Raw genomic sequence first — 19,238 nt, forward strand, 5'->3', positions numbered from 1 at the left:
TCGGCGCTGGTTGCGTCGATTGTGATGAGCCTCATCGCCTTGCTGCCAGCGCAAGCTCAGCAGGATGGTGGCGTACTGTTTCAGAACGTGCGCATTTTCGACGGCAGGAATGGCGCGCTGTCCGGGCCGTCCAATGTGCTGATCCGGAACAACAAGATCGAGAAAATTTCGACTGGGCCGATTGCGGCCGACGCTCAGGTGATTGCCGGCGACGGACGGGTGCTGATGCCCGGGCTGATCGACGCGCACTGGCATGCATTGCTGGTACGCCCGACGCCGGCGGCCGTGATGGCCAGCGACATCGGTTACATCAATCTTCTTGCGGCCGCCGAGGCAACGGCCACCCTCATGCGTGGCTTCACCACCATTCGCGACATGGGCGGGCCGGCCTTTTCCCTCAAGCGGGCGATCGACGAAGGTCTCGTCGTCGGTCCCCGCATCTACCCATCCGGTGCCATGATCACCATCACCGGCGGCCATGGCGACTTCCGGCCGCTGTCCGATCTGCCCAGAACAATCGGCGGCATGCTCAGCCGCATGGAGAGGATAGGCGGCGCCATGGTCGCGGACAGCCCGGATGAAGTTCGCGTGCGCGCGCGCGAGCAGCTCATGCAAGGGGCTACGCAGGTCAAGCTCACGGCGGGCGGTGGGGTGGCGTCGCCGTTCAGCCCGCTCGATGTGTCCACGTTCACTGAACCGGAGTTGCGCGCCGCGGTCGAGGCTGCGGAGAACTGGGGTACTTATGCCGTCGTACACGCCTACACGCCGGTCGCGATCCAGCGATCGATCGCAGCGGGGGTCAAGTGTATCGAGCATGGTCATTTGATGGACGACGCGTCGGCCCGCCTGATGGCCGAGAAGGGAATTTGGCTGAGCACCCAGCCCTTCCTCGATATGTCGGGCGCCAGCGCCCTTGGACCTGCGGAGCAGGACAAGATGCGGCAGGTTGTTGCCGGCACCGACCGGGTCTACGGCTTTGCCAAGAAGTACAAGTTGAAGACGGCCTTCGGTACCGACGTTTTGTTCTCGAAGGCACTCGCCGACCGGCAAGGCGCCATGCTGTCAGCCCTCACGCGATGGTACACGCCGGCTGAGGCGCTCATCATGGCGACATCGACGAATGCAGAATTGCTCGGTCTGTCCGGGCTTCGAAATCCATATCCAGGCAAGCTGGGCGTGGTGGAGGAAGGCGCGTTCGCCGACCTTCTGCTGGTCGATGGCAATCCAATCGACAACATCAAGCTGATCGAGGATCCGGCGAAGAACTTCTTGGTCATCATGAAAGATGGGAAGGTCTACAAGAATCTTCTTGGTGGTGACCGGAACAGGTAGGCGGACATGATCACGAGGCGGGCCAAGCGGCAGCGTCCAAGCATAAGCTTGTAGCCGATATGGCTGCCGACTTTTGGCCGGTGGAGCAGCGATCGCCGGAAGGGCAAGGGCAGTCTCCTACCGCCGAAACTGCGTCAGAAACGTCCGCAAGGAATCGTGCGGGCTCTCGACATCCGAAATCACCCAGCCGTCGGGACCGTTGACGACGATGAAGTTGAGCGTGACGGCGCGGCCTTCATTGTCGAATGTCACCGTCACGTCGGTCTTGTCGAACTGCCGGCGCGGGATTGCGATCGAGATCGGGCCGAGCCGCCAGGTCGGGCTCTGCACCAGAAAATCGTAGGGCGCATCGTGCAGCGCGGTCCAGGCACCGCGCAGGGTGGGATCGAAGAATCGGCGAGCCGTTTCCTCGTCGCGCGGCAGGCCGTTGGAATATTCGGCGCTGCCTCGCCCATAATGGGCGTAGACGTTGCGGATCAGGGATTCCGGCGAACGGAACCCGGCACAGGCTGTGGCGGCGGCGAAAACCGCCGCAACCAGCGAAAAACCCGCAAGGAATTTGCCGCGTCCCATCAGCTTTATTTGCCGTTGCCCCTGACATATCTTGCAGGGAAATCCCTTTGAACGAAAGCTACCCGGCGCGATGCGCGAACTTTTCGACGATGTCCCAGAACAATCTCCGTTCGATCCGCAGGAGGCGGTGCGGCGCCACATCCGCACGCCCCAGCGCAAGCGGTTCTACACCAGCGCCGGCGTCGCCGAGGCCGATGGCGGATTTTCGATCACCCTCGACGGCAAGCCGATCCGCACGCCGTCCGGCAAGCCGATCGCGGTGCCGACGCGGGCCATTGCGGACGCGGTTGCGGCGGAATGGAATGCGCAGGGCGAGACCATCGATCCCATGACCATGCCGCTGACGCGGCTTGCCAACAGCGTGATCGAGGGGGTGATCGATCGCGTCGACGAGGTCGCCGACGATGCGGCCAAGTTCCTCGGCAGCGACCTCTTGTTCTATCGCGCCGGCCATCCCGAGACGCTGGTGGCGCGCGAGGCCCAACACTGGGATCCGATCCTGTTCTGGGCCGCCGACGCGCTCGGCGCCCATTTCGTGATGGCCGAGGGGGTGATGCATGTCGGCCAGCCCGAGCCTGCGATCAAGGCGGCGCGGGCGGCGTTCCCGACCGACCCATGGTCGGTCGCGGCGCTCCATGTGGTGACGACGCTGACCGGCTCGGCGCTGCTGGCGCTGGCGCTGGCGCATGGCGTCCGCGACGAGGACCAGGTCTGGGCCGCCGCCCATGTCGACGAGGACTGGAACATCGAGAAATGGGGCGTCGACGAGGAGGTCGCCGCCCGCCGCGCCGCCCGCCAGCTCGATTTCAAGGCCGCCGCCGGCGTGCTCAGGGAGCTCAAGCCGGCCGCCGGTTAACGAGGGGTTTACGGCGCCGGGCTAGCCTGCGGCACGTTCCTCGCGCAGGGCCGAGACCTCCGACATGGCACTCGCCATCAATCCCGTGCTGCCGGTGCTCGCCTCGAAGGAGGCGGACAGCGTTGCGCCGGACCTCACGCTTGAGGCCGGCAGCGTCGTCAATGCGCGGGTGCTGAAGGTGCTGTCCGCCGATCTGGTGCGGATCGCGATCGCGAGCCTGTCGATCGACGTCCAGACCGAAGTGCCGCTGCAGCAGGGCCAGAACCTGCAGCTCGCGGTGTCGCAGACCAATGACGGCATCCGCCTGCAGCTGGTCGGGCAGGGCCCTGACACCGGCGATGCCGTACGGCTGTCGCCGGCAGCGGCCAACACCATCGATGCCGCCCAGCCGATCGCCACGGCACCGAAGGCTGTATTGACGCCGCTGGAGCGCGTCACCATCACCGCGACGGCCCAGACCGCGGCTGCGGCGCAGGGCAGCCAGGCGCCGCTGTTTGCCAATCTCGCCGCGGTCGCCTCCGCCAATCTGCCGCCGAAGCTGCAAGCTGCGATCGCGCAGGTACTGGCGCAGCAGACCGGCCTCGACGACGGTCTGAGCGGTGATGCCGTGAAAGCCGGCTTCCAGAAATCCGGCCTGATGTTCGAGGCGACGCTCGCGGCGGGCATTGCACCCGCGAGCGGCAGCGCGCCCGATCTGAAGGCCGCGCTGATCGTGCTGCGCCAGGCGCTGACCTCGCTTGGCGCCGGTGATGCCGGCAGACCGGCGTCCACCACATCGCTCCAGCAACCGGCGCAGGCCAGCGCCGCCACGGCGCCGAGCCTCGTGCCATCCGGCACGCCAGACCTCGACGTTCAGGAGATCCTGCTGCCGCAGGCTCGCCTGCCGGTCGCCGAGGATGTCGGCCGCGGCACCACAGGGCTCGCAGGGGCGCTCGCCGATGCGCTCGATGCCGGCCCGTCCTCCGGCGGCGCGCTCAATCTCATTCAGGAAGCGCTGCACGAGCTCGGCAACCCCGCACGGCAGGGCGCTGTGCCGAGGGAGCTGCTGCCGGGCGAGGTGTCCGTACGCGGCAACACACCGCCACCGCCGTTTCACGGCGCGTTGCCGTCGGCGCAGGCCGTCGCCGGGCCGTCGATCGCGCCAAACACGCCGCTCGCGACCGCCGCGCATCGCCTGCTGGAAAACACCGACGCCGCGCTGGCGCGGCAGACGCTGCTGCAGGTCGCCTCGCTGCCGGACCGCGGCGACGGGTCGCGCCCGCAGCTCGACGCCATGCTGCCGCGCTGGAATTTCGAGATCCCGTTCCTGACCCCGCAGGGCACGGCGATGGCGCAGTTCGAGATTTCCCGCGATGGCGGCGGCAATGAGGTCGAAGCCGCCAAGCGGGTGTGGCGCGCGCGCTTCACGCTCGATGTCGAGCCGGCCGGCCCGGTGCACGCGTTGGTCTCGCTGAACGGCGAGCGCACCTCGGTGCGGATGTGGGCCGAGCGTCCCTCGACCGCCGCGCAACTGCGCGCCGGCGTCTCCGAGCTGAGCCAGGCGCTGACCAGGGCCGAGCTCGCGCCCGGCGATATCGAGATCCGCGACGGCACTCCGCCGCAACCTGCGCCCGCGCGCGCCGGCCATTTCCTGGACCGCGCATCGTGAGCGACGCCAACAACCAGCTCGCGGTCGCGCTGCATTACGACCACGCCGGCGCGCCCCGCGTGGTGGCAAAAGGCAAGGGCGCGATCGGCGCCAAGATCATCGAGGTTGCCAAGGCCAACGACATCCCGATCGAGGAGAACGAGGTGCTCGCCGGCGCGCTCTCCAATGTCGAGCTCGGCGACGAGATTCCGGCCGAGCTCTACAAGGCCGTCGCCGAGGTGCTGGTGTTCGTGCTGCGGATGTCGGGCCGGGCGCGCTAGCGGGCGCGTTTTCGAGCGAAGCGGGCACCGGTTCGCGTGAAGAAAACGCGACAGACAAGTGAGTCTTCTTGCCATCCTTTCACCACGATGGCATCCACCATCGTCGTCAACGCGAACCTGCCCAGGACTTGTCGTGATCCATCGCCGTCATGCGCTCGGTCTGCTTGCTGCCGCCACGATCCTGCCGTCGCGCAGCTTCGCCAACGTGTCCTATCAGCGCAGCGAGTTTCGCGAGGAGCTGCAAAAGCGCTTCTTCGAGCTCGGAACCGAGGGCACCTTCGTCGGCTACAAGGTCGAGGACTATCTGATCATCGCCAGCGACAAGGTCCGCTCGGGCGAGGGCAAATTGCCGGCCTCGACCTTCAAGATCGCGAACGCGCTGATTGCGCTCGATACCGGCGTGGTGCAGGACCCCGACAAGGACGTCTTCAAGTGGGACGGCACAACCCGCAGCATCGAGGCCTGGAACAAGGACCACACGCTGCGCTCCGCGCTCGCGGTGTCGGCGTTTCCGGTGTTCCAGGAGATCGCCCGCCGCATCGGCGAGGAGCGGATGAAGAAATATCTCGAGATCATCGACTACGGCAACCGCGACATCGGCGGCGGCATCGACCAGTTCTGGGTGACCGGCAATTTGCGGATCGATCCGGTGCAGCAGATCGATTTCCTCGACCGGCTGCGCCGCGGCGTGCTGCCGGTCGGCAAGCGCAGCCAGCAGCTGGTGTGCGACATTCTCCCGGTGACGAAAGTCGGCGAGACCGTCATCCGCGCCAAGACCGGCCTCACCGACAAGGAGCACGGCTCGCTCGGCTGGCTGGTCGGCTGGGCCGAGAAGGGCACCGACATCACCGTGTTCGCGATGAACATGGACTGCAAGACGCAGGCGCAGACCGACGCGCGGATGAGCGTCACGCAGCAATGCCTCACCGATATCGTCGCGCTGTGACGGGCTGACCTCCGCGCAAACGCTTTGCGTTTGTCGCGCGCGACGCCATGCTCTAGCATCCTCCGATAAATCAAAGCGGAGGAATCATGCATTCAGCAACAGTCTGGCTCTCGTCGCTCACGCTGGCCGCGGCCGGCGGCTGGCTTGCGGCAACGGTGTTTTCAGCGCCGGCCACCAGCAAGGAGCCGCGCTTCCCGCAGCTCACGATGGAGCAGCTCAGCGACCTGCAAAAACCGCTCGGCGAGCAGATCATGAAGGTGTCGAGCGTCGGCATCGGTGGTCCCTACAATCCGATGATCCGGAGCCCGGTGCTCGGCCAGCGCCTCTACGATCTGTTCTATTATCTGCGCTGGCAGACCTCGGTACCGACCAGGCTGAACGAGTTCGCGATCCTGATCATCGGCCGGCAGTGGCGCTCGCAGGTCGAGTGGTTCGCGCACGCGCCGCTCGCTGCCAAGGCCGGCCTGCCGCCCGACGTCATCGCCGAGCTCAAGGCCGGCAACCGGCCGTCGAAGATGGCCGACGACGAGGCGGTCGTGTACGACTTCGTCACCGAGCTCACCACGACCAAGAAGGTCTCCGACGAGACCTATGCGCGGGCCAGGAAGATTTTCAACGATCAGCAGATCGTCGACCTCACCGCGGTCGCCGGCAATTACGTGATGGTGGCGATGATCCTGGCGATGGCCGAAGAGACGGTGCCGCCGGGCAAGGAGGAGCCGTTCAAGGTGGGAGAGAAGTAGGGGCGGCGCGGACTCCGTTCACCTCGCCCCGCGTGCGGCAGGGGTGTCCGGGGAAATTCAGGCATAGCGGAGCTCCATCTGGTCAGGTGAGATGGTTGATTTCCGACGGCTGGGGTTGATGGGCGGAGGTTTGTCGATGGCAGCGAGGGATCGACGCGTGAGCAGGAGCTGGCCGACGAGTTCGGCGAACCTGAGCGGGAGCATTTTGATGCAGTTGGTGTGAGCGGCGATGCGCAGCAGCAGGTAGGCAATCATCGCAGCGAGCACCTGAAGGCGGATCGCGTTGTCGTTGGCGCCGAGGAACTTGCGAATATCGAGATGCTGCTTGATCCAGCGGAACAGCAGCTCGATTTGCCATCGGCTCTTGTAGAGGGCGGCGATCTCGACGGCGCTACGGACAAGGTCGTTGGTCAGGAGTGTGATCTTGCCGCCTTTCTCGCGTCTGATCTTGATGCGGCGGAGCGGGATTGGAAGGCGCGAATCGCCCTTGCTGGTGAGCTTCACCTCGTCATCGGCAAGGATTTCGAAGCCATCCCCGTTACGCTTGCGGATGGCGCGATGCCTGAGCGAGCGAAGACGGATGCTCGTCTTCGCCCGGGTAACGAAGAAAGCCTTGCTATCATTGATCTTCTGCCACCAGTCGAAACGGCAATAGCCCTTGTCAAACACATAGGTGGTGGCGGGCTGGATTGGGGTCTGTCGGCCGATCTCGATGTCATTGACGTTCGCGGCCGTCATCTCGACGCAGGTCGGGACATCGCTCCTTGGGTCGTAGACGACATGCAGCTTCATGCCGCGGATGCGGCCGTTCCACGTCGCCCAACTGCAGACCTTGCCGAGCGGGATCGGACTGGCGTCGATCAGACGCACCATCTCCATGCCTTCACTCCGCAGCTGGCGACGCGCCATCGCCGACAGCGCCGCAAAGGTTTGCGCGAAAATGCCGATCGGACGGCGGGCATTGGCATCGGACAACGTCGAGCGCGACAGCTTGCCGGTTCCCAAGTGATAGTGATGCTGCGAATTGGCGTTGAAGCCAGTCACCACCCCGCGCAGACTGCTGTTGCCGCTAAGCTGGGCATAGATCAGCGCCACCAGATGATCCCAGCTCCTGAACGACTTGTCGTAGGCATCCCCGTCCAGACGATCCACAACCGTCTGAAACTGCCGTCGATTGATCGGTTCAAGCAGCCTTCCAAAAATGCTACCGCGATATCGCATGCTCGGCCCTCTGTGTCTCGACAACCAGAAAAGACCGATTTGCCTCGGTCCTGCCGAGCATGCACCGCGACACAGTGAATCATTCCCCGGACACCCCTGCGCGTGCGGGGAGAGGTCGGAACGCATCGCAGATGCGTTCCGGGTGAGGGGACTCTCCTCAGGCACAGCTATCACCGTGCAAGAGGAAGCAGCCCCTCACCCCAACCCTCTCCCCGTAAGAACGGGGAGAGGGAGTAGGGCGCCGTCGCTATTGGCGCCCGATCGCCCGCTGCAAGGTCGACATCAGTTTCGGGTCGCGGCATTGCGCGACGTTGAAGCGCATGAAGGCGGCGGCCGTCTGCGAGGCGCTGAACACGTTGCCCGGCGCCAGCACGACATTGTCCGCGAGCGCCAGCCGCGCCACATCGGCGGAGTCGCACCCGTCGGGCAGATGGCACCACAGATAGAAGCCGCCGCGCGGCATCAGCCAGGGTGTAACGCCGATGCGCTGCAGTTTGTCGCCGACGTCGCGGCGGGCGCGGGCAAGGCGCCGGCGCAACTCCTCGACATGCTTGCGATAGAAACCGCTCGACAGCACGCCGGCGATGATCTCGGTGGCGACCGCGCTGGGGCCGCCGAAACCGGTCGCGACCTGGAGATCGACGAGATCCTCGATCCAGTCCGCTCGCGCCGCGATGAAGCCGGAGCGCACCGATGCCGACAGCGTCTTGGAGAAGCTGCCGATCCGGATCACGCGGCTCAGGCCATCGAGCGCGGCGAGCCGCGCCGAAGGCCCCGGCTCGAAGTCCGCAAAGATGTCGTCCTCGACGATGGTGAGATCGTAGGCTGTCGCAGCATTCAGCACGCGGTGCGCGGTCTGCGGCGACAGCGTCGCACCGGTCGGATTATGCAGCGCCGAGTTGGTGACATAGAGCCGCGGCCGCTCGGCGGCGAGTGTCGCCTCGAAGCTGGCGACATCGGGGCCCGATGCCGTGTAGGGCACGCTGACGATGCGAACCTGATGCGCGCGCAGCAGCGCCCGGAAATTGAAATAGCAGGGATCGTCGACCAGCACAGTGTCGCCCGGCCGCAGCAGGAAGCGGCAGACGAGATCAATCGCCTGCGTGCCGGACGCGGTCAGCAAGAGTTGCTCGGGCGGCACCTCGAGGCCCTCGTCGGCAAACCGCGCCATCAGGATCCGGCGCAGCGTGAGCGAGCCGCGCGTCGCGCCATAGTCGGAGAGCACGGCGTCGTCGGCCCGCGCGAGGCCGCGCAGCGCGCGCCGCAGCGCCTCGGTCGGCATCCACTCGGCGGGCAGCCAGCCGCAGCCGGGTTTGAGCGCGCCGGTCTCGGCATCGAGCGATTGCCGCGACACCCAGAACGGATCCACCGCGCGGTCGCGCTGCGGCTGGTCCTTTGCGAGCGCGAGCGGCGGCAGCGCCGCGGACGAGACATAGAAGCCGGAGCCGGGCCGGGCCCGGATCAGGCCCTCGGCGACGAGGCGGTCATAGGCCTCGACGACGGTGGAGGGCGAGACGCCCATGGTCGCGGCGAGGCCGCGGATCGAGGGCAGGCGGTCGTCGGCGACCAGCGCGCGGCTCGCCACCTTGGCGCGGATCGCGTTCATCACCTCGGTGGTCCGCATCGCCTTTGGCGCATCGGATTGCTGTTGCAAGTGTATGCCTACCTTTGCCCATACAGTTTTACGATATTGTACCGATCTGTAGCTGCCTTGGCGAGCCTCCGCCGGCTATGGTCGGTGCGAGGTCGGACTCGGCTTCACCTCGCCCCGCCTGCGGGGAGAGGTCGGAACGCATCGCCAGATGCGTTCCGGGTGAGGGGGAGTCTCCACGAGTTCGGCCGTTACCGAGTATGCGGAGCCGCCCCTCACCCTAACCCTCTAAGAGCGAGCTTCGCTCGTCTCGGCCCCGCAAGAGCGGGGTGAGGGGGCGCAGTTACGTTTTGGGAAGCAAAGTACGATGGACAAGGCTTCGATCGACGGCTGGGGCAGTGGCCTGCTCGGCGTGATTATCTTCAGCGGCTCGCTGCCGGCGACCCGCGTGGCCGTGGCAGGGTTCTCGCCGCTGTTCTTGACTTCGGCGCGGGCGGCGATCGCGGCGCTGCTCGGCGCCGCGCTGCTGGCGGTGCTGCGCCAGCCCTGGCCGCAGCGCAAGGATCTGGTGTCGCTGACCATCGTCGCACTCGGCGTCGTGATCGGCTTTCCGCTGCTCACCGCGCTCGCGCTCCAGCACATCACCTCGGCGCATTCGATCGTGTTCATCGGGCTGCTGCCGCTGTCGACCGCCGTGTTCGGCGTGCTGCGCGGCGGCGAGCGGCCGCAGCCGCTGTTCTGGCTGTTCTCCTGCATCGGCAGCGCGACGGTCGGCGCGTTCGCCTTGTCGAGCGACGGATCGGCGTCGCTGACCGGCGACCTCCTGATGGTCGCCGCCATCATCGTCTGCGGCCTCGGCTATGCCGAAGGCGCGGCGCTGTCGCGGCGGCTCGGCGGCTGGCAGGTGATCTCCTGGGCACTGGTGCTGTCGGCGCCGGTGGTGCTCTTGATGACGATCATGACGCTGCCGCCGAGCTGGCAGGGCATCGGTGCGCCGGCCTGGCTCGGGCTCGCTTATGTCTCGATCTTCAGCATGCTGGTCGGCTTCGTGTTCTGGTATCGCGGCCTTGCGATCGGCGGCATCGCCAGCGTCGGCCAATTGCAGCTGCTGCAACCGTTCTTCGGCCTCGCGCTGGCCGGCCTGTTGCTGCACGAGCAGGTGCCGTGGTCGATGATCGTGGCGACCATGCTCGTCGTCGTCTGCGTGGTGTTCGCGCGCCGCTTTGCTTGACGTCTGTCTCTCCTCACGGAGAGGAGCGCGGAACGCGCGTCTCGAACCATGAGGCCACAGGCGGGCCTGCATCCTTCGAGACGCCAGCAATCGACGCGCACGCTGTCAATTTGACCGGCCGTGCGTGACGTCAGGAAGCGGGTGCTAGGCGGGCTCCTGCGCTTTCCCGATCCGCCCGAGATGGGTGAAGCCAAAGCCTTTCGAATACTTCAGCCCGTAGCCGAGCGCGCGGTCGATCCCGATATGGGCGAGCCAGATCATCGCGATCGACAGCACCAGCGGCGCCGCGGCGGCAAAGCCCAGCGTCATCAGCGCGACCGGCGCCAGATAGCTGTGGGCGGCGTTGTAGACGATGGCGCCGACCCGCGGGCCGGCGAGATAGGCCGCGAAACTCAAATCCGGCACCAGGAACAGCAGGACATAGACCAGCCACGAGCCCTCCCATTGGGCATAGAGCACGGTCATGCCGAGGAACAGCACGAGGCCCTCCAGCCGGAGCAGGGTGCGCACCCCGCCGGTCGGTGCGCCGGTCTCGACCGTGGCCGTGCTCGTGTCGGTCATCGCCATCTCCCCAGATATCGGAAAATCCTACCGTTTTTGCGCCCGAACCCGTCCACAACCGCCTTTCCGGTTCCGAAATGGCCGTGCTAAGCCATTTCCGAACGAAGCGGACCTCGGCTCGCGCCGGGACGCGGACTGTAGCTAACACGGGCGGAAACAAATGAAAGATATCCTCGATACCCTCGAAGAGCGGCGCGCCGGCGCCAAGCTGGGCGGCGGCGAAAAGCGCATCGAGGCGCAGCACGCCCGCGGCAAGCTGACCGCCCGCGAGCGGATCGAGCTCCTGCTGGACAAGGGCTCGTTCGAGGAGTTCGACATGTTCGTCGAGCACCGCTCGATCGAATTCGGCATGGAGAAGACCAGGATCCCCGGCGACGGTGTCGTCACCGGTTGGGGCACGGTCAACGGCCGCAAGACGTTCGTCTTTGCCAAGGATTTTACGGTGTTCGGCGGCTCGCTTTCCGAAACCCACGCGCTGAAAATCACGAAACTTCAGGACATGGCGATGAAGGCGAGGGCGCCGATCATCGGTCTCTATGACGCCGGCGGCGCGCGTATCCAGGAGGGCGTCGCTGCTCTGGCGGGCTATTCCTACGTGTTCCGCCGCAACGTGCAGGCCTCGGGCGTGATCCCGCAGATCTCTGTCATCATGGGCCCCTGTGCCGGCGGCGACGTCTATTCGCCCGCGATGACCGACTTCATCTTCATGGTGAAGAACACCAGCTACATGTTCGTCACCGGCCCCGACGTGGTGAAGACCGTCACCAACGAGGTGGTGACCGCGGAAGAACTCGGCGGCGCCTCGGTGCACGCCACGCGCTCCTCGATCGCCGACGGCGCGTTCGAGAACGACGTCGACGCGCTGCTGCAGATGCGCCGCCTGATCGACTTCCTGCCCTCGAACAACACCGACGGCGTGCCGGAATGGCCGAGCTTCGACGATATCGGCCGGGTCGACATGTCGCTCGACACGCTGATCCCCGACAATCCGAACAAGCCCTACGACATGAAGGAATTGATCCTGAAGGTCGTCGACGAGGGCGACTTCTTCGAGATCTCGGAGACCTTTGCGAAAAACATCGTCACCGGCTTCGGCCGCATCGCCGGCCGCACCGTCGGCTTCGTCGCCAACCAGCCGATGGTGCTGGCGGGCGTGCTCGACAGCGACGCCTCACGCAAGGCCGCGCGCTTCGTCCGGTTCTGCGATGCCTTCAACATCCCGATCGTCACCTTCGTCGACGTGCCGGGCTTCCTGCCGGGCACCGCGCAGGAATATGGCGGCCTGATCAAGCACGGCGCAAAGCTGCTGTTCGCCTATTCGCAGTGCACGGTGCCGCTCGTCACCATCATCACCCGCAAGGCCTATGGCGGCGCCTTCGACGTCATGGCCTCGAAGGAAATCGGCGCCGACATGAACTACGCTTGGCCGACCGCCCAGATCGCCGTGATGGGCGCCAAGGGCGCGGTGGAGATCATCTTCCGCTCTGACATCGGCGACCCCGACAAGATCGCCGCGCGCACCAAGGAATACGAAGACCGCTTCCTGTCCCCCTTCATCGCCGCCGAACGCGGCTACATTGACGACGTCATCATGCCGCATTCGACCAGGCGGCGGATCGCGCGGGCACTGGCGATGCTGAAGGACAAGAAGGTCGAGATCCCCGCGAAGAAGCACGACAATCTGCCGTTGTGAGGAGAGCGTAGGGTGGGTTAGCGCAAGCGTGACCCGCCGCGTTCGCTCCGCACGATCCGTGGCGGGCCTGACCCGCCCGACAGGTCCGAACCTGATGACCGAAGACGAGCCGACCGACGAGATCTCCGAGATCGAGGCGCAGATCGAGGAGCTTGCCGAGAGCGCCGAGCGATCGCGGCGGATCATTCTCGGCTCGAAGATCGCGATCGCAGGCGGGTTCGGATTGTTACTCATTGCGCTGCTCGGCCTGTTCGGGGCCGGTCAGACCGCGGCACTCGGATCGATCGCGCTGGTGCTCGGCGGTATCGTGTCGCTCGGATCGAATGTCAGCACGTTGCGGCAGACCGAGGCTGCGATCAGCACCGCCGAGGCGCGGCGCGCGCGTTTGATCGGCAATATCGACCTGCGGCTGGTTCACGACGCGCCGCTGAAGCTGATGTGACGGAGTATCGATCTCTCCTAATTGTCGACGGGATCGCGCGCCCGTTTAGATGCCCTGCGAGCCTGGGCAGCGACGCCGGCCCTGCTTGTTCGATACAACGGGCCAATTGTTGCAGTTGTGCAACGGCTCGCTGAATAACCGGCTTCCCGTTCATGCCATATCTTTACTTAGGCTGCGTGGTTTGATCTGCTCAACCTGGGGTGGATATAATCAATGAATTTTCATCGTGGTTTGCTGATTTTGTCAGCCTGCATTTTCGCGTCGGCGTGCGCGTATCCGACCATCAATCGGGAGCGTGTCGTCGAAGTTAGGCACTTTGTAGAGATAGTCGAATGCGAATTGCGAGCAGTTCGCCGTTTCCTTCCAGCGGAGGTGAACCCGAAAATTCCGGACGTGTGGGACATTGGCTCGACGCTCGACTTGACGTTAGTCAGTCGGGTCGATGCTGACGGCAAGGTCTCCTGGGCTATTCCAGTCGACTATTCGCTGACGCCGAGCGTTGGCGGGCATGCTCAGGATACGATCACGGCGCACCTTGCGTTCTCGACGGACCTCGCAGCGGTCTTGTCGACGCCGCCGCCCGCTTGGTGCCAGCCCAAGGATATCGATCCATCGGGTACTGGGCTTGGTCTGGCCGCTTGGATTGAAACGGTGTTTACGGCGATTCCCAGAGACAGCAATGGCGGTCTTACTTATACAAAAATTCTGGAATTGCAGGCGAACGCAGGAGCGCGATTTGGCTGGGTGTTCGCTCCGATCAATTTGGATGTCGGCGCCTCTGTTCAAGGCACGAAAACCAACCAGCTCGTAGTAGGGCTGTCTCCTCATGTGGGTCCTCAAAAAGTAATCATTGTTGGTGACACAACGCACAAGGTCGGAGCCGCATCTCGAATAAGTTCATCGGCGACGCGTACTTTCAGTAATCCCAACTTGAACACTCTGCTGCAACGCCAAGCACCGGTCAGGTTACTTCCTGGCCAGACGCTGCGATAGGAATTAGATCGCGCGGCGCCCGAGACTTGATCCGCGCGACACAACTCGGTATCGCGACGTCTATCATCGGGGCGCACATTTATTGAACGATCCGCTGGCGCGGACCATGTTTTGATTTGGCCGGGGCGCAAATCAAATCCGGACGAATGCAAACTCGGACAAATCATGTCGCGAGAAAGCGGGCGCGCATATCCTCATGCTGTTTGATATGTGAATCGGCTTCTATCCTTGGGTCGTCCCGGCCAAGCGCAGCGCGACCCGGGACCCATAACCACAGCTCGATCTTGTTGCACGACGTTGGGGCCACAGCTTGCTTCAACAACGCAACGCGGTGGTTATGGGTCCCTGCTTCCGCAGGGACGACGGCGGAGCAAGCGACGCGTGTCCTCAGCCTGCCGCCAGCGGCACGTAGTCGTATTCGCCGACGCCTTGCAGGATCAAAAAGGTCAGCGACGTCGTGCCGGCATTGGTGACGAGGTGAGGGCGGGTCGGGCGGACGGCGTAGACTTCGCCGACCTTCAGGTTCACTTCCTCCTTGGGCTCCTGCAGGAACAGCCGCATCTGGCCCTCCAGCACATAGAAGGTGTCGGAGATGTTGCTGTGGGTGTGCCACGGCACCTTCTGGGTCGGCGAGAGTTGCAGCTCCATGATGCGGAAGCCGGGTCGGGCGGCGTGCTGGGCGCGGCGCTCGACTTCGTAGAGATGGCTGGCGTCCTTGACCGGTTGTCCTGGCTTCATGGCGGCCTCCCTGTGGTGTTGTCCCGTCGGGCGGGAAGGCGATGATGCTAGTCCTGTTCTGCCGCGCGCGGAACGGCCGGAATGGTTATGGCGGGCGCGCACGGTGCGTAGGGCGGGACAGCCGTAACGCGCCGCCCGGCAAGACCTCACTTCATCCCCATGCAGTTCGCATAGAATGTGGTCGTCGCCGGCCAGTCGGAGAACATCGCGCGGACGCCGACCTGTCTTGCCAGCACGTCGAGCACGGTCAGCGTGTCGCCGTCGCGGTCGATCGCAGCCTTCACCGACTTGTGGTAGAACGCACCGCCTCGGTTGAGCGGCCCGTCGCGCTCCAGCGACCAGCCGATCAGATCGAGGCCGGCGGCCTTTGCCGCCCTGGCGTAAGCCGACGGGACGATCTCGCCCTTGTCGTTCAGCGCCAGCATCGCGAAGATCGGCGGCCCCAGGATCGCGACGCCGGAGGCCTTCAATTCCTGCATCGACGGCTTCCAGGTCTCCGGCCGGTTCGGATCGAGGCCTGCTTTCTCGTAGCGGTCCTCGAGATAGAGCGCCTGGCCGGCAAAGTCGGGTTCGGTCTTCACCCAATAGAGGATGTCCTTGAGGCTGAAGCTCTGCGGGAACACGTCGCTCGGCGGAATGCCGGCGGCCTTGTAGGCGGCGAGCATCTGGCTCGCATATGTTTCCTGGGTGTAGTCGCCGTCGAACGGCATCGCCACCTCCGGCGCCTTCAGCTCGGGCGTGAATTTTGCGCCGAGACTTTTGATCAAGGCGATGCTCTCGTCATGGCTCATCAGCGTGCCGGAATTGGCGTAGAGGTCGGTGCGCCAGCGCGGCGTGCCGTTCTGGTACCCCTCGGGCGTCCTCGCATCCGGATTGAAGCCGTCCATTTTCGCGGTGAGCCGCTTGAATTCGGCGAGCGTGATGTCGCTGGTGCAGCATTTCGCCGAGGCCTTCCTGCCGGCGGCCGGATCGGCCGGGCTGAAGGGTTGCGTGCATTTTGCGGCGAGATCCGGCACCGTCAGGATGTTGGTCGTGGTGTGCAGGTCGCATTGCGAGTGCCGGCACACCAGCTGGCGATCCCGCGTGAAGGTGACGTCGCATTCGATCACGCCGGCGCCCATCCGCGCGGCGGCGAGATAGGATTCCCGGCTATGCTCGGGGAATTGCAGCGCGGCGCCGCGGTGGCCGATCGAAAAGTCGGTCTTGTGGAACGGCCCGGTGCATTGGCTGAGCTGCTGCTTCAGGGGCCCGTCCTTCATCCTGTCGACCAGATAGAACGGGCGCGGCCCGAGCTGTGCGTCGCGCGGTAGCGCGATCTCCCCGGCGGCAGCCGGCAGCGCGGCGCCGAGGGCGAGCAGGAACGAGAGCAGCGCGGTGCGGTGACGGGCAAGCATGGGTGATCCCGCTGATTGGGCATTGTCAGCAGGCCGACATATCACGGAGCATGTGCCGGCCGCCTGTGCGAAATGAAACCATGGAGAGGAAAACCAATGCCGGCAGCCTATTTCGTCGTCCGCGCCACCGTCACGGACGCCGCCCGGCGTGCCGCCTTCGACGCCTGGTATTCGCGCGCGCATCTGCCGGACGCGATGAAATCGTTCGGCGCCGAGCGCGCCTGGCGATGCTGGAGCCTGAGCGATCCCTCGCTGCACCAGGCGACCAGTCAGTTCGCCGACGAGAAGGCGCTCGAGCGCGCGGTGAGCAGTGAGGACATGAAGCGGCTGGTCGCCGACTTCAACCGTGACTGGCCGGAGGTGACGCGCACGCGCGATCTCCTGGTGCTGGCGGAGGAGGCGACGGCGGCATGATGGTTGCGTGACGTCACGACGTCGACAACCCTCGAGTTCCATGAAACGTGAACGCGCGGTTCAGCGAGCGTTCAGCTCGCGAGGCAAAAACTCGCTGCTGCAGTTGGTCCAACTCAGCAACAAAGGGAACGCTCATGGAACGCCGGGATTTTCTGAAGATGGCCTTCGGTGTCGCCGCCGGAGCCGTCACCTTCGCAGCGCCGGCGCAGGCGGCGCCGCTCGCGCCGCTTCCTCTCAACCAGGATGCACGCGCGCCGGCGGCTGGCGACGCGCATCCGGCCGTCACCACGGGTGACGAGGTCGGCCGCATGAAGCCCGAGGAGGTACGCTGGCATCATCGCCATTGGGGTTGGCGTCACCGGCACTGGCACCGCAGGCATTGGGGCTGGCGTCGCCACCATTGGCGCCGTCATCACTGGCGCCGCTGGTGATGTCGACTCCATGACGAAAAGAAAAACCCCGCGCCAGGCGGGGTTTTGTTAGTTCGGAATCTGCCGCGATCAGATCGGGCGGCAACGGCCGTAGCGCCAGACAAAGCCGTACGGGCAGGCGCGGACACGCGGCGCCACCACGACGGGGCGCTCGACCACGACCGGCGGGCGCACGACAACGGCCCCCGGCGCGACGACGACGCCGCGATTCCTGACGCAGCCGCCATAGGGGCCACGGTGCCAGCCGGGGCCGCAGCCACCGGCCGCATCAGCGGCGCTGATGCCGGCGAATGCGGTCGTCACCAGAACTGCTGCAGCAAAAAGATACTTCATGTCTTCTCCTTTTTTATTTTGGGCCGCGCTGCGGCACCGCAACAAACTTTCGTCTACCGATTCGCCCGGCCGGATCATTGCAGAAGGCGTGCCCGATGTCGCCGACCATAATGTTGCGGCCTGAATGCGACATGAATGTTGCAGCTCACAGCTGCGTCAGCACGCCGCAAGCCGGCTCAGCATCACTTCGAAATATTTCGCGGACGCGGGCAGCCGCGCGCTCATGGCGAGCGTACGAAAATACATCGGAAGGCGAGGCAAGCGAGACCGGCGGTTCATCGACGCTTGCCCGAAGGCGCGCCGCTATTGGTCCGGGCCGAACAGCGCAGCGAATCGCTTCTCGCCGTTGCGCGAAAAATTGACCACGCGGCTGCCCGGCGCAGGGTCGCGTGCGGCCCATTTCAGTTCGGTGAAGCGGTCCATCATGGCAGCACCGAGCGTGCCGGCGAGATGATGCCGTCGCTCGCTCCAGTCGAGGCAGGCCTTGCACACCGGCCGGCGCGGATGCGTCAGCGCATCGGCGTCGATCTGCAGCTCCTCGGCCATGAAGCGCTTGCCTTCGCCGGTGAGCTCGATCGCTTGCTTGCTCTGGCGGACCAGCTTCTGCCGCTTCATGCTGTCGAGCATCTGCACGCCGAGATCGCCGGCGAGATGGTCGTAGCAGATGCGGGCGCGGCGCAGCGCCGGATCCTTCGGCCCGGTGCGCACCCGCATATGGCCGGCGCGAGCGGCAATGCCCTGCAGGCCTTCCAGCACGTCGGCGACGTCGGGGTCGGAGAGGCGGTAGTAGCGGTGGCGGCCCTGCTTCTCGGGCTCGATCAGCCCGCCGACCTCGAGCTTGGAGAGATGCGAGCTCGCCGTCTGCGGCGTGATGCCGGCCTCCTGCGCCAGCTCGCTCGCGGTCAGCGCGCGGCCGGTCATCAGCGCGGTCAGCATGTTGCAGCGTGCGGGATCGCCGACCAGAGCGGCGATCCGGGAGATATCGGGTCCTGCTTTCATAGTTCGATGATAGACGAAGCATCGAGGTCGGACAAGCCGCTATTGTTCACCGTGCCGTCATTGCGAGGATTGCTTCGCTGACGCTCGCAACAACGGAAACATGACCGGAGGCCATCAATGACCGTCACCGTTTTCATCCGCTACCAGCTCGATCCATTCAAGCGCGCGATGTTCGAGGAGTATTCGAGAAACTGGCTCTCGATCATCCCGCGCTGCGGCGGCGACCTCATCGGCTACTGGATGCCGCATGAGGGAACCAACAACATCGCCTTCGCGCTGATCTCGTTCGACAGCCTTGCCGCCTATGAGGCCTATCGCGCACGGCTGCGCCAGGACAAGGAGGGCGTGGCGAACTTCAACTTCGCGGAAGAAAACCGCTTCATCCTCGCCGAGGAACGGACATTTCTCCGCAAGGTCGAGGTATAGTAGGGCCACAACAGCAATGTGCGGGAGGCGCCCATGATCGCAGTGATCTTCGAAGTCTGGCCCAAGCCTGAGCAACGGGATCTCTATTTCGACCTCGCCGCCGAGCTGAAGCCGATCCTGCAGGAGATCGACGGCTTCATCTCGGTCGAGCGGTTCGAGAGCATTACCGAGAAGGGCAAGTTCGTGTCGCTGTCATTCTTTCGCGACGAGGCTGCGGTGGACGCCTGGCGCAACACGATCGAACATCGCCGGACCCAGGCCAAGGGCCGCGCGCGGATTTTCGAGAACTACCGGCTGCGGGTGGCAAGCGTGATCCGTGATTACGGCCTGAACGAACGCGATCAGGCGCCGAAGGACAGCCGCGCGGCGCATGAGCCGCACTAGCGAGCGGATGCGTGGGTGCCTATCTGTGC

Annotated in this window: 23 protein-coding genes; 15 read left to right on the forward strand and 8 right to left on the reverse strand. The window is 65.0% G+C overall.

The genetic code is table 11. The features are described 5' to 3' along the window. The first annotated feature begins 24 nt into the window (after nt 1–24). Nucleotides 25–1,332 carry an amidohydrolase family protein gene (locus tag J2R78_RS33120; protein WP_309145050.1) on the forward strand — a complete coding sequence of 436 codons (1,308 nt, stop codon included), beginning with the start codon at nt 25–27 and terminating at the stop codon, nt 1,330–1,332. A 117-nt stretch (nt 1,333–1,449) separates the two neighbouring features. On the opposite strand, the gene J2R78_RS33125 is transcribed toward J2R78_RS33120, so the two are convergent. Next, a complete protein-coding gene (locus tag J2R78_RS33125; RefSeq protein WP_092090144.1) occupies nt 1,450–1,905 on the reverse strand; it encodes a hypothetical protein in 456 nt (151 codons plus the stop codon). 70 nt (nt 1,906–1,975) lie between these two features. Between J2R78_RS33125 and J2R78_RS33130 the strand changes: the two genes are divergently transcribed. The 5 genes from J2R78_RS33130 to J2R78_RS33150 all read left to right on the forward strand — a co-directional run bounded on the left by J2R78_RS33130 (nt 1,976) and on the right by J2R78_RS33150 (nt 6,358). Beyond that, a complete protein-coding gene (locus tag J2R78_RS33130; RefSeq protein ID WP_253608229.1) occupies nt 1,976–2,761 on the forward strand; it encodes an ATP12 family chaperone protein in 786 nt (261 codons plus the stop codon). A gap of 64 nt (nt 2,762–2,825) precedes the next feature. Next, nucleotides 2,826–4,409 (forward strand): flagellar hook-length control protein FliK, encoded by a 1,584-nt coding sequence (locus J2R78_RS33135; protein ID WP_253608230.1) that lies wholly within the window; start codon nt 2,826–2,828, stop codon nt 4,407–4,409. Continuing rightward, nucleotides 4,406–4,669 carry an EscU/YscU/HrcU family type III secretion system export apparatus switch protein gene (locus J2R78_RS33140; protein ID WP_253608231.1) on the forward strand — a complete coding sequence of 88 codons (264 nt, stop codon included), beginning with the start codon at nt 4,406–4,408 and terminating at the stop codon, nt 4,667–4,669. The genes J2R78_RS33135 and J2R78_RS33140 overlap by 4 nt, the downstream gene beginning before the upstream one ends. Before the next feature lie 133 nt (nt 4,670–4,802). Then, nucleotides 4,803–5,615, forward strand: a complete 813-nt coding sequence (blaOXA, locus tag J2R78_RS33145) for a class D beta-lactamase (RefSeq protein WP_253608232.1) — start codon at nt 4,803–4,805, stop codon at nt 5,613–5,615. A gap of 86 nt (nt 5,616–5,701) precedes the next feature. Continuing rightward, nucleotides 5,702–6,358 carry a carboxymuconolactone decarboxylase family protein gene (locus J2R78_RS33150; protein WP_225646182.1) on the forward strand — a complete coding sequence of 219 codons (657 nt, stop codon included), beginning with the start codon at nt 5,702–5,704 and terminating at the stop codon, nt 6,356–6,358. Between the two features lie 57 nt (nt 6,359–6,415). Here J2R78_RS33150 and J2R78_RS33155 read toward each other — a convergent pair whose 3' ends face one another. Both J2R78_RS33155 and J2R78_RS33160 read right to left on the reverse strand, forming a co-directional pair. Beyond that, on the reverse strand, nt 6,416–7,579 hold the full coding sequence (locus J2R78_RS33155; protein ID WP_253605569.1) for an IS4 family transposase: 1,164 nt from the start codon (nt 7,577–7,579) through the stop codon (nt 6,416–6,418). 247 nt (nt 7,580–7,826) lie between these two features. Continuing rightward, nucleotides 7,827–9,185 carry a PLP-dependent aminotransferase family protein gene (locus J2R78_RS33160; protein WP_253609990.1) on the reverse strand — a complete coding sequence of 453 codons (1,359 nt, stop codon included), beginning with the start codon at nt 9,183–9,185 and terminating at the stop codon, nt 7,827–7,829. Nucleotides 9,186–9,537: 352 nt separating this feature from the next. Here J2R78_RS33160 and J2R78_RS33165 point away from each other — a divergent pair, with 352 nt between their 5' ends. Continuing rightward, complete coding sequence (locus J2R78_RS33165) at nt 9,538–10,401, forward strand: DMT family transporter (RefSeq protein WP_253608233.1); 864 nt, start codon at nt 9,538–9,540, stop codon at nt 10,399–10,401. Between the two features lie 144 nt (nt 10,402–10,545). Here the strand turns inward: J2R78_RS33165 and J2R78_RS33170 are convergent, their stop codons facing one another. Further along, a complete protein-coding gene (locus J2R78_RS33170) occupies nt 10,546–10,962 on the reverse strand; it encodes a DUF4260 domain-containing protein (RefSeq protein WP_028335494.1) in 417 nt (138 codons plus the stop codon). Between the two features lie 160 nt (nt 10,963–11,122). Here J2R78_RS33170 and J2R78_RS33175 point away from each other — a divergent pair, with 160 nt between their 5' ends. The 3 genes from J2R78_RS33175 (at nt 11,123) to J2R78_RS33185 (ending at nt 14,090) form a co-directional block, all read left to right on the forward strand. After that, nucleotides 11,123–12,655, forward strand: a complete 1,533-nt coding sequence (locus J2R78_RS33175; protein WP_253608234.1) for an acyl-CoA carboxylase subunit beta — start codon at nt 11,123–11,125, stop codon at nt 12,653–12,655. 94 nt (nt 12,656–12,749) lie between these two features. Next, the gene (locus J2R78_RS33180) at nt 12,750–13,097 is read left to right on the forward strand and encodes a hypothetical protein (protein WP_092090159.1); all 348 of its coding nucleotides are present in this window, start codon (nt 12,750–12,752) and stop codon (nt 13,095–13,097) included. Nucleotides 13,098–13,310: 213 nt separating this feature from the next. After that, the gene (locus tag J2R78_RS33185; RefSeq protein WP_253608235.1) at nt 13,311–14,090 is read left to right on the forward strand and encodes a hypothetical protein; all 780 of its coding nucleotides are present in this window, start codon (nt 13,311–13,313) and stop codon (nt 14,088–14,090) included. Between the two features lie 387 nt (nt 14,091–14,477). Here the strand turns inward: J2R78_RS33185 and J2R78_RS33190 are convergent, their stop codons facing one another. Then, nucleotides 14,478–14,828 carry a cupin domain-containing protein gene (locus tag J2R78_RS33190; RefSeq protein ID WP_253608236.1) on the reverse strand — a complete coding sequence of 117 codons (351 nt, stop codon included), beginning with the start codon at nt 14,826–14,828 and terminating at the stop codon, nt 14,478–14,480. A 146-nt stretch (nt 14,829–14,974) separates the two neighbouring features. Further along, nucleotides 14,975–16,222, reverse strand: coding sequence for a glycerophosphodiester phosphodiesterase family protein (locus J2R78_RS33195; RefSeq protein WP_253608237.1), 1,248 nt, complete (start codon nt 16,220–16,222; stop codon nt 14,975–14,977). 96 nt (nt 16,223–16,318) lie between these two features. On the opposite strand from J2R78_RS33195, the gene J2R78_RS33200 reads away from it, so the two are divergent. Both J2R78_RS33200 and J2R78_RS33205 read left to right on the forward strand, forming a co-directional pair. After that, nucleotides 16,319–16,636 carry a hypothetical protein gene (locus tag J2R78_RS33200; RefSeq protein ID WP_253608238.1) on the forward strand — a complete coding sequence of 106 codons (318 nt, stop codon included), beginning with the start codon at nt 16,319–16,321 and terminating at the stop codon, nt 16,634–16,636. 134 nt (nt 16,637–16,770) lie between these two features. Next, a complete protein-coding gene (locus J2R78_RS33205; protein ID WP_253608239.1) occupies nt 16,771–17,067 on the forward strand; it encodes a twin-arginine translocation signal domain-containing protein in 297 nt (98 codons plus the stop codon). 69 nt (nt 17,068–17,136) lie between these two features. Here the strand turns inward: J2R78_RS33205 and J2R78_RS33210 are convergent, their stop codons facing one another. Further along, a complete protein-coding gene (locus tag J2R78_RS33210; RefSeq protein ID WP_028338226.1) occupies nt 17,137–17,400 on the reverse strand; it encodes a GCG_CRPN prefix-to-repeats domain-containing protein in 264 nt (87 codons plus the stop codon). Between J2R78_RS33210 and J2R78_RS44835 the strand changes: the two genes are divergently transcribed. Continuing rightward, nucleotides 17,399–17,524 carry a hypothetical protein gene (locus J2R78_RS44835; RefSeq protein ID WP_256520351.1) on the forward strand — a complete coding sequence of 42 codons (126 nt, stop codon included), beginning with the start codon at nt 17,399–17,401 and terminating at the stop codon, nt 17,522–17,524. The two genes, J2R78_RS33210 and J2R78_RS44835, sit on opposite strands and share 2 nt — an antisense overlap. A 179-nt stretch (nt 17,525–17,703) precedes the next feature. On the opposite strand, the gene J2R78_RS33215 is transcribed toward J2R78_RS44835, so the two are convergent. After that, on the reverse strand, nt 17,704–18,399 hold the full coding sequence (locus J2R78_RS33215) for a helix-turn-helix transcriptional regulator (protein WP_253608240.1): 696 nt from the start codon (nt 18,397–18,399) through the stop codon (nt 17,704–17,706). 117 nt (nt 18,400–18,516) lie between these two features. Here J2R78_RS33215 and J2R78_RS33220 point away from each other — a divergent pair, with 117 nt between their 5' ends. Next, a complete protein-coding gene (locus tag J2R78_RS33220; RefSeq protein WP_050384507.1) occupies nt 18,517–18,825 on the forward strand; it encodes an NIPSNAP family protein in 309 nt (102 codons plus the stop codon). 33 nt (nt 18,826–18,858) lie between these two features. Next, on the forward strand, nt 18,859–19,209 hold the full coding sequence (locus J2R78_RS33225; RefSeq protein WP_253608241.1) for an antibiotic biosynthesis monooxygenase: 351 nt from the start codon (nt 18,859–18,861) through the stop codon (nt 19,207–19,209). The last annotated feature ends 29 nt before the right edge of the window (nt 19,210–19,238 follow it).

Origin of the sequence: Bradyrhizobium sp. USDA 4538 (assembly GCF_024171045.1) — a bacterium.
GTDB lineage: Bacteria > Pseudomonadota > Alphaproteobacteria > Rhizobiales > Xanthobacteraceae > Bradyrhizobium > Bradyrhizobium australafricanum.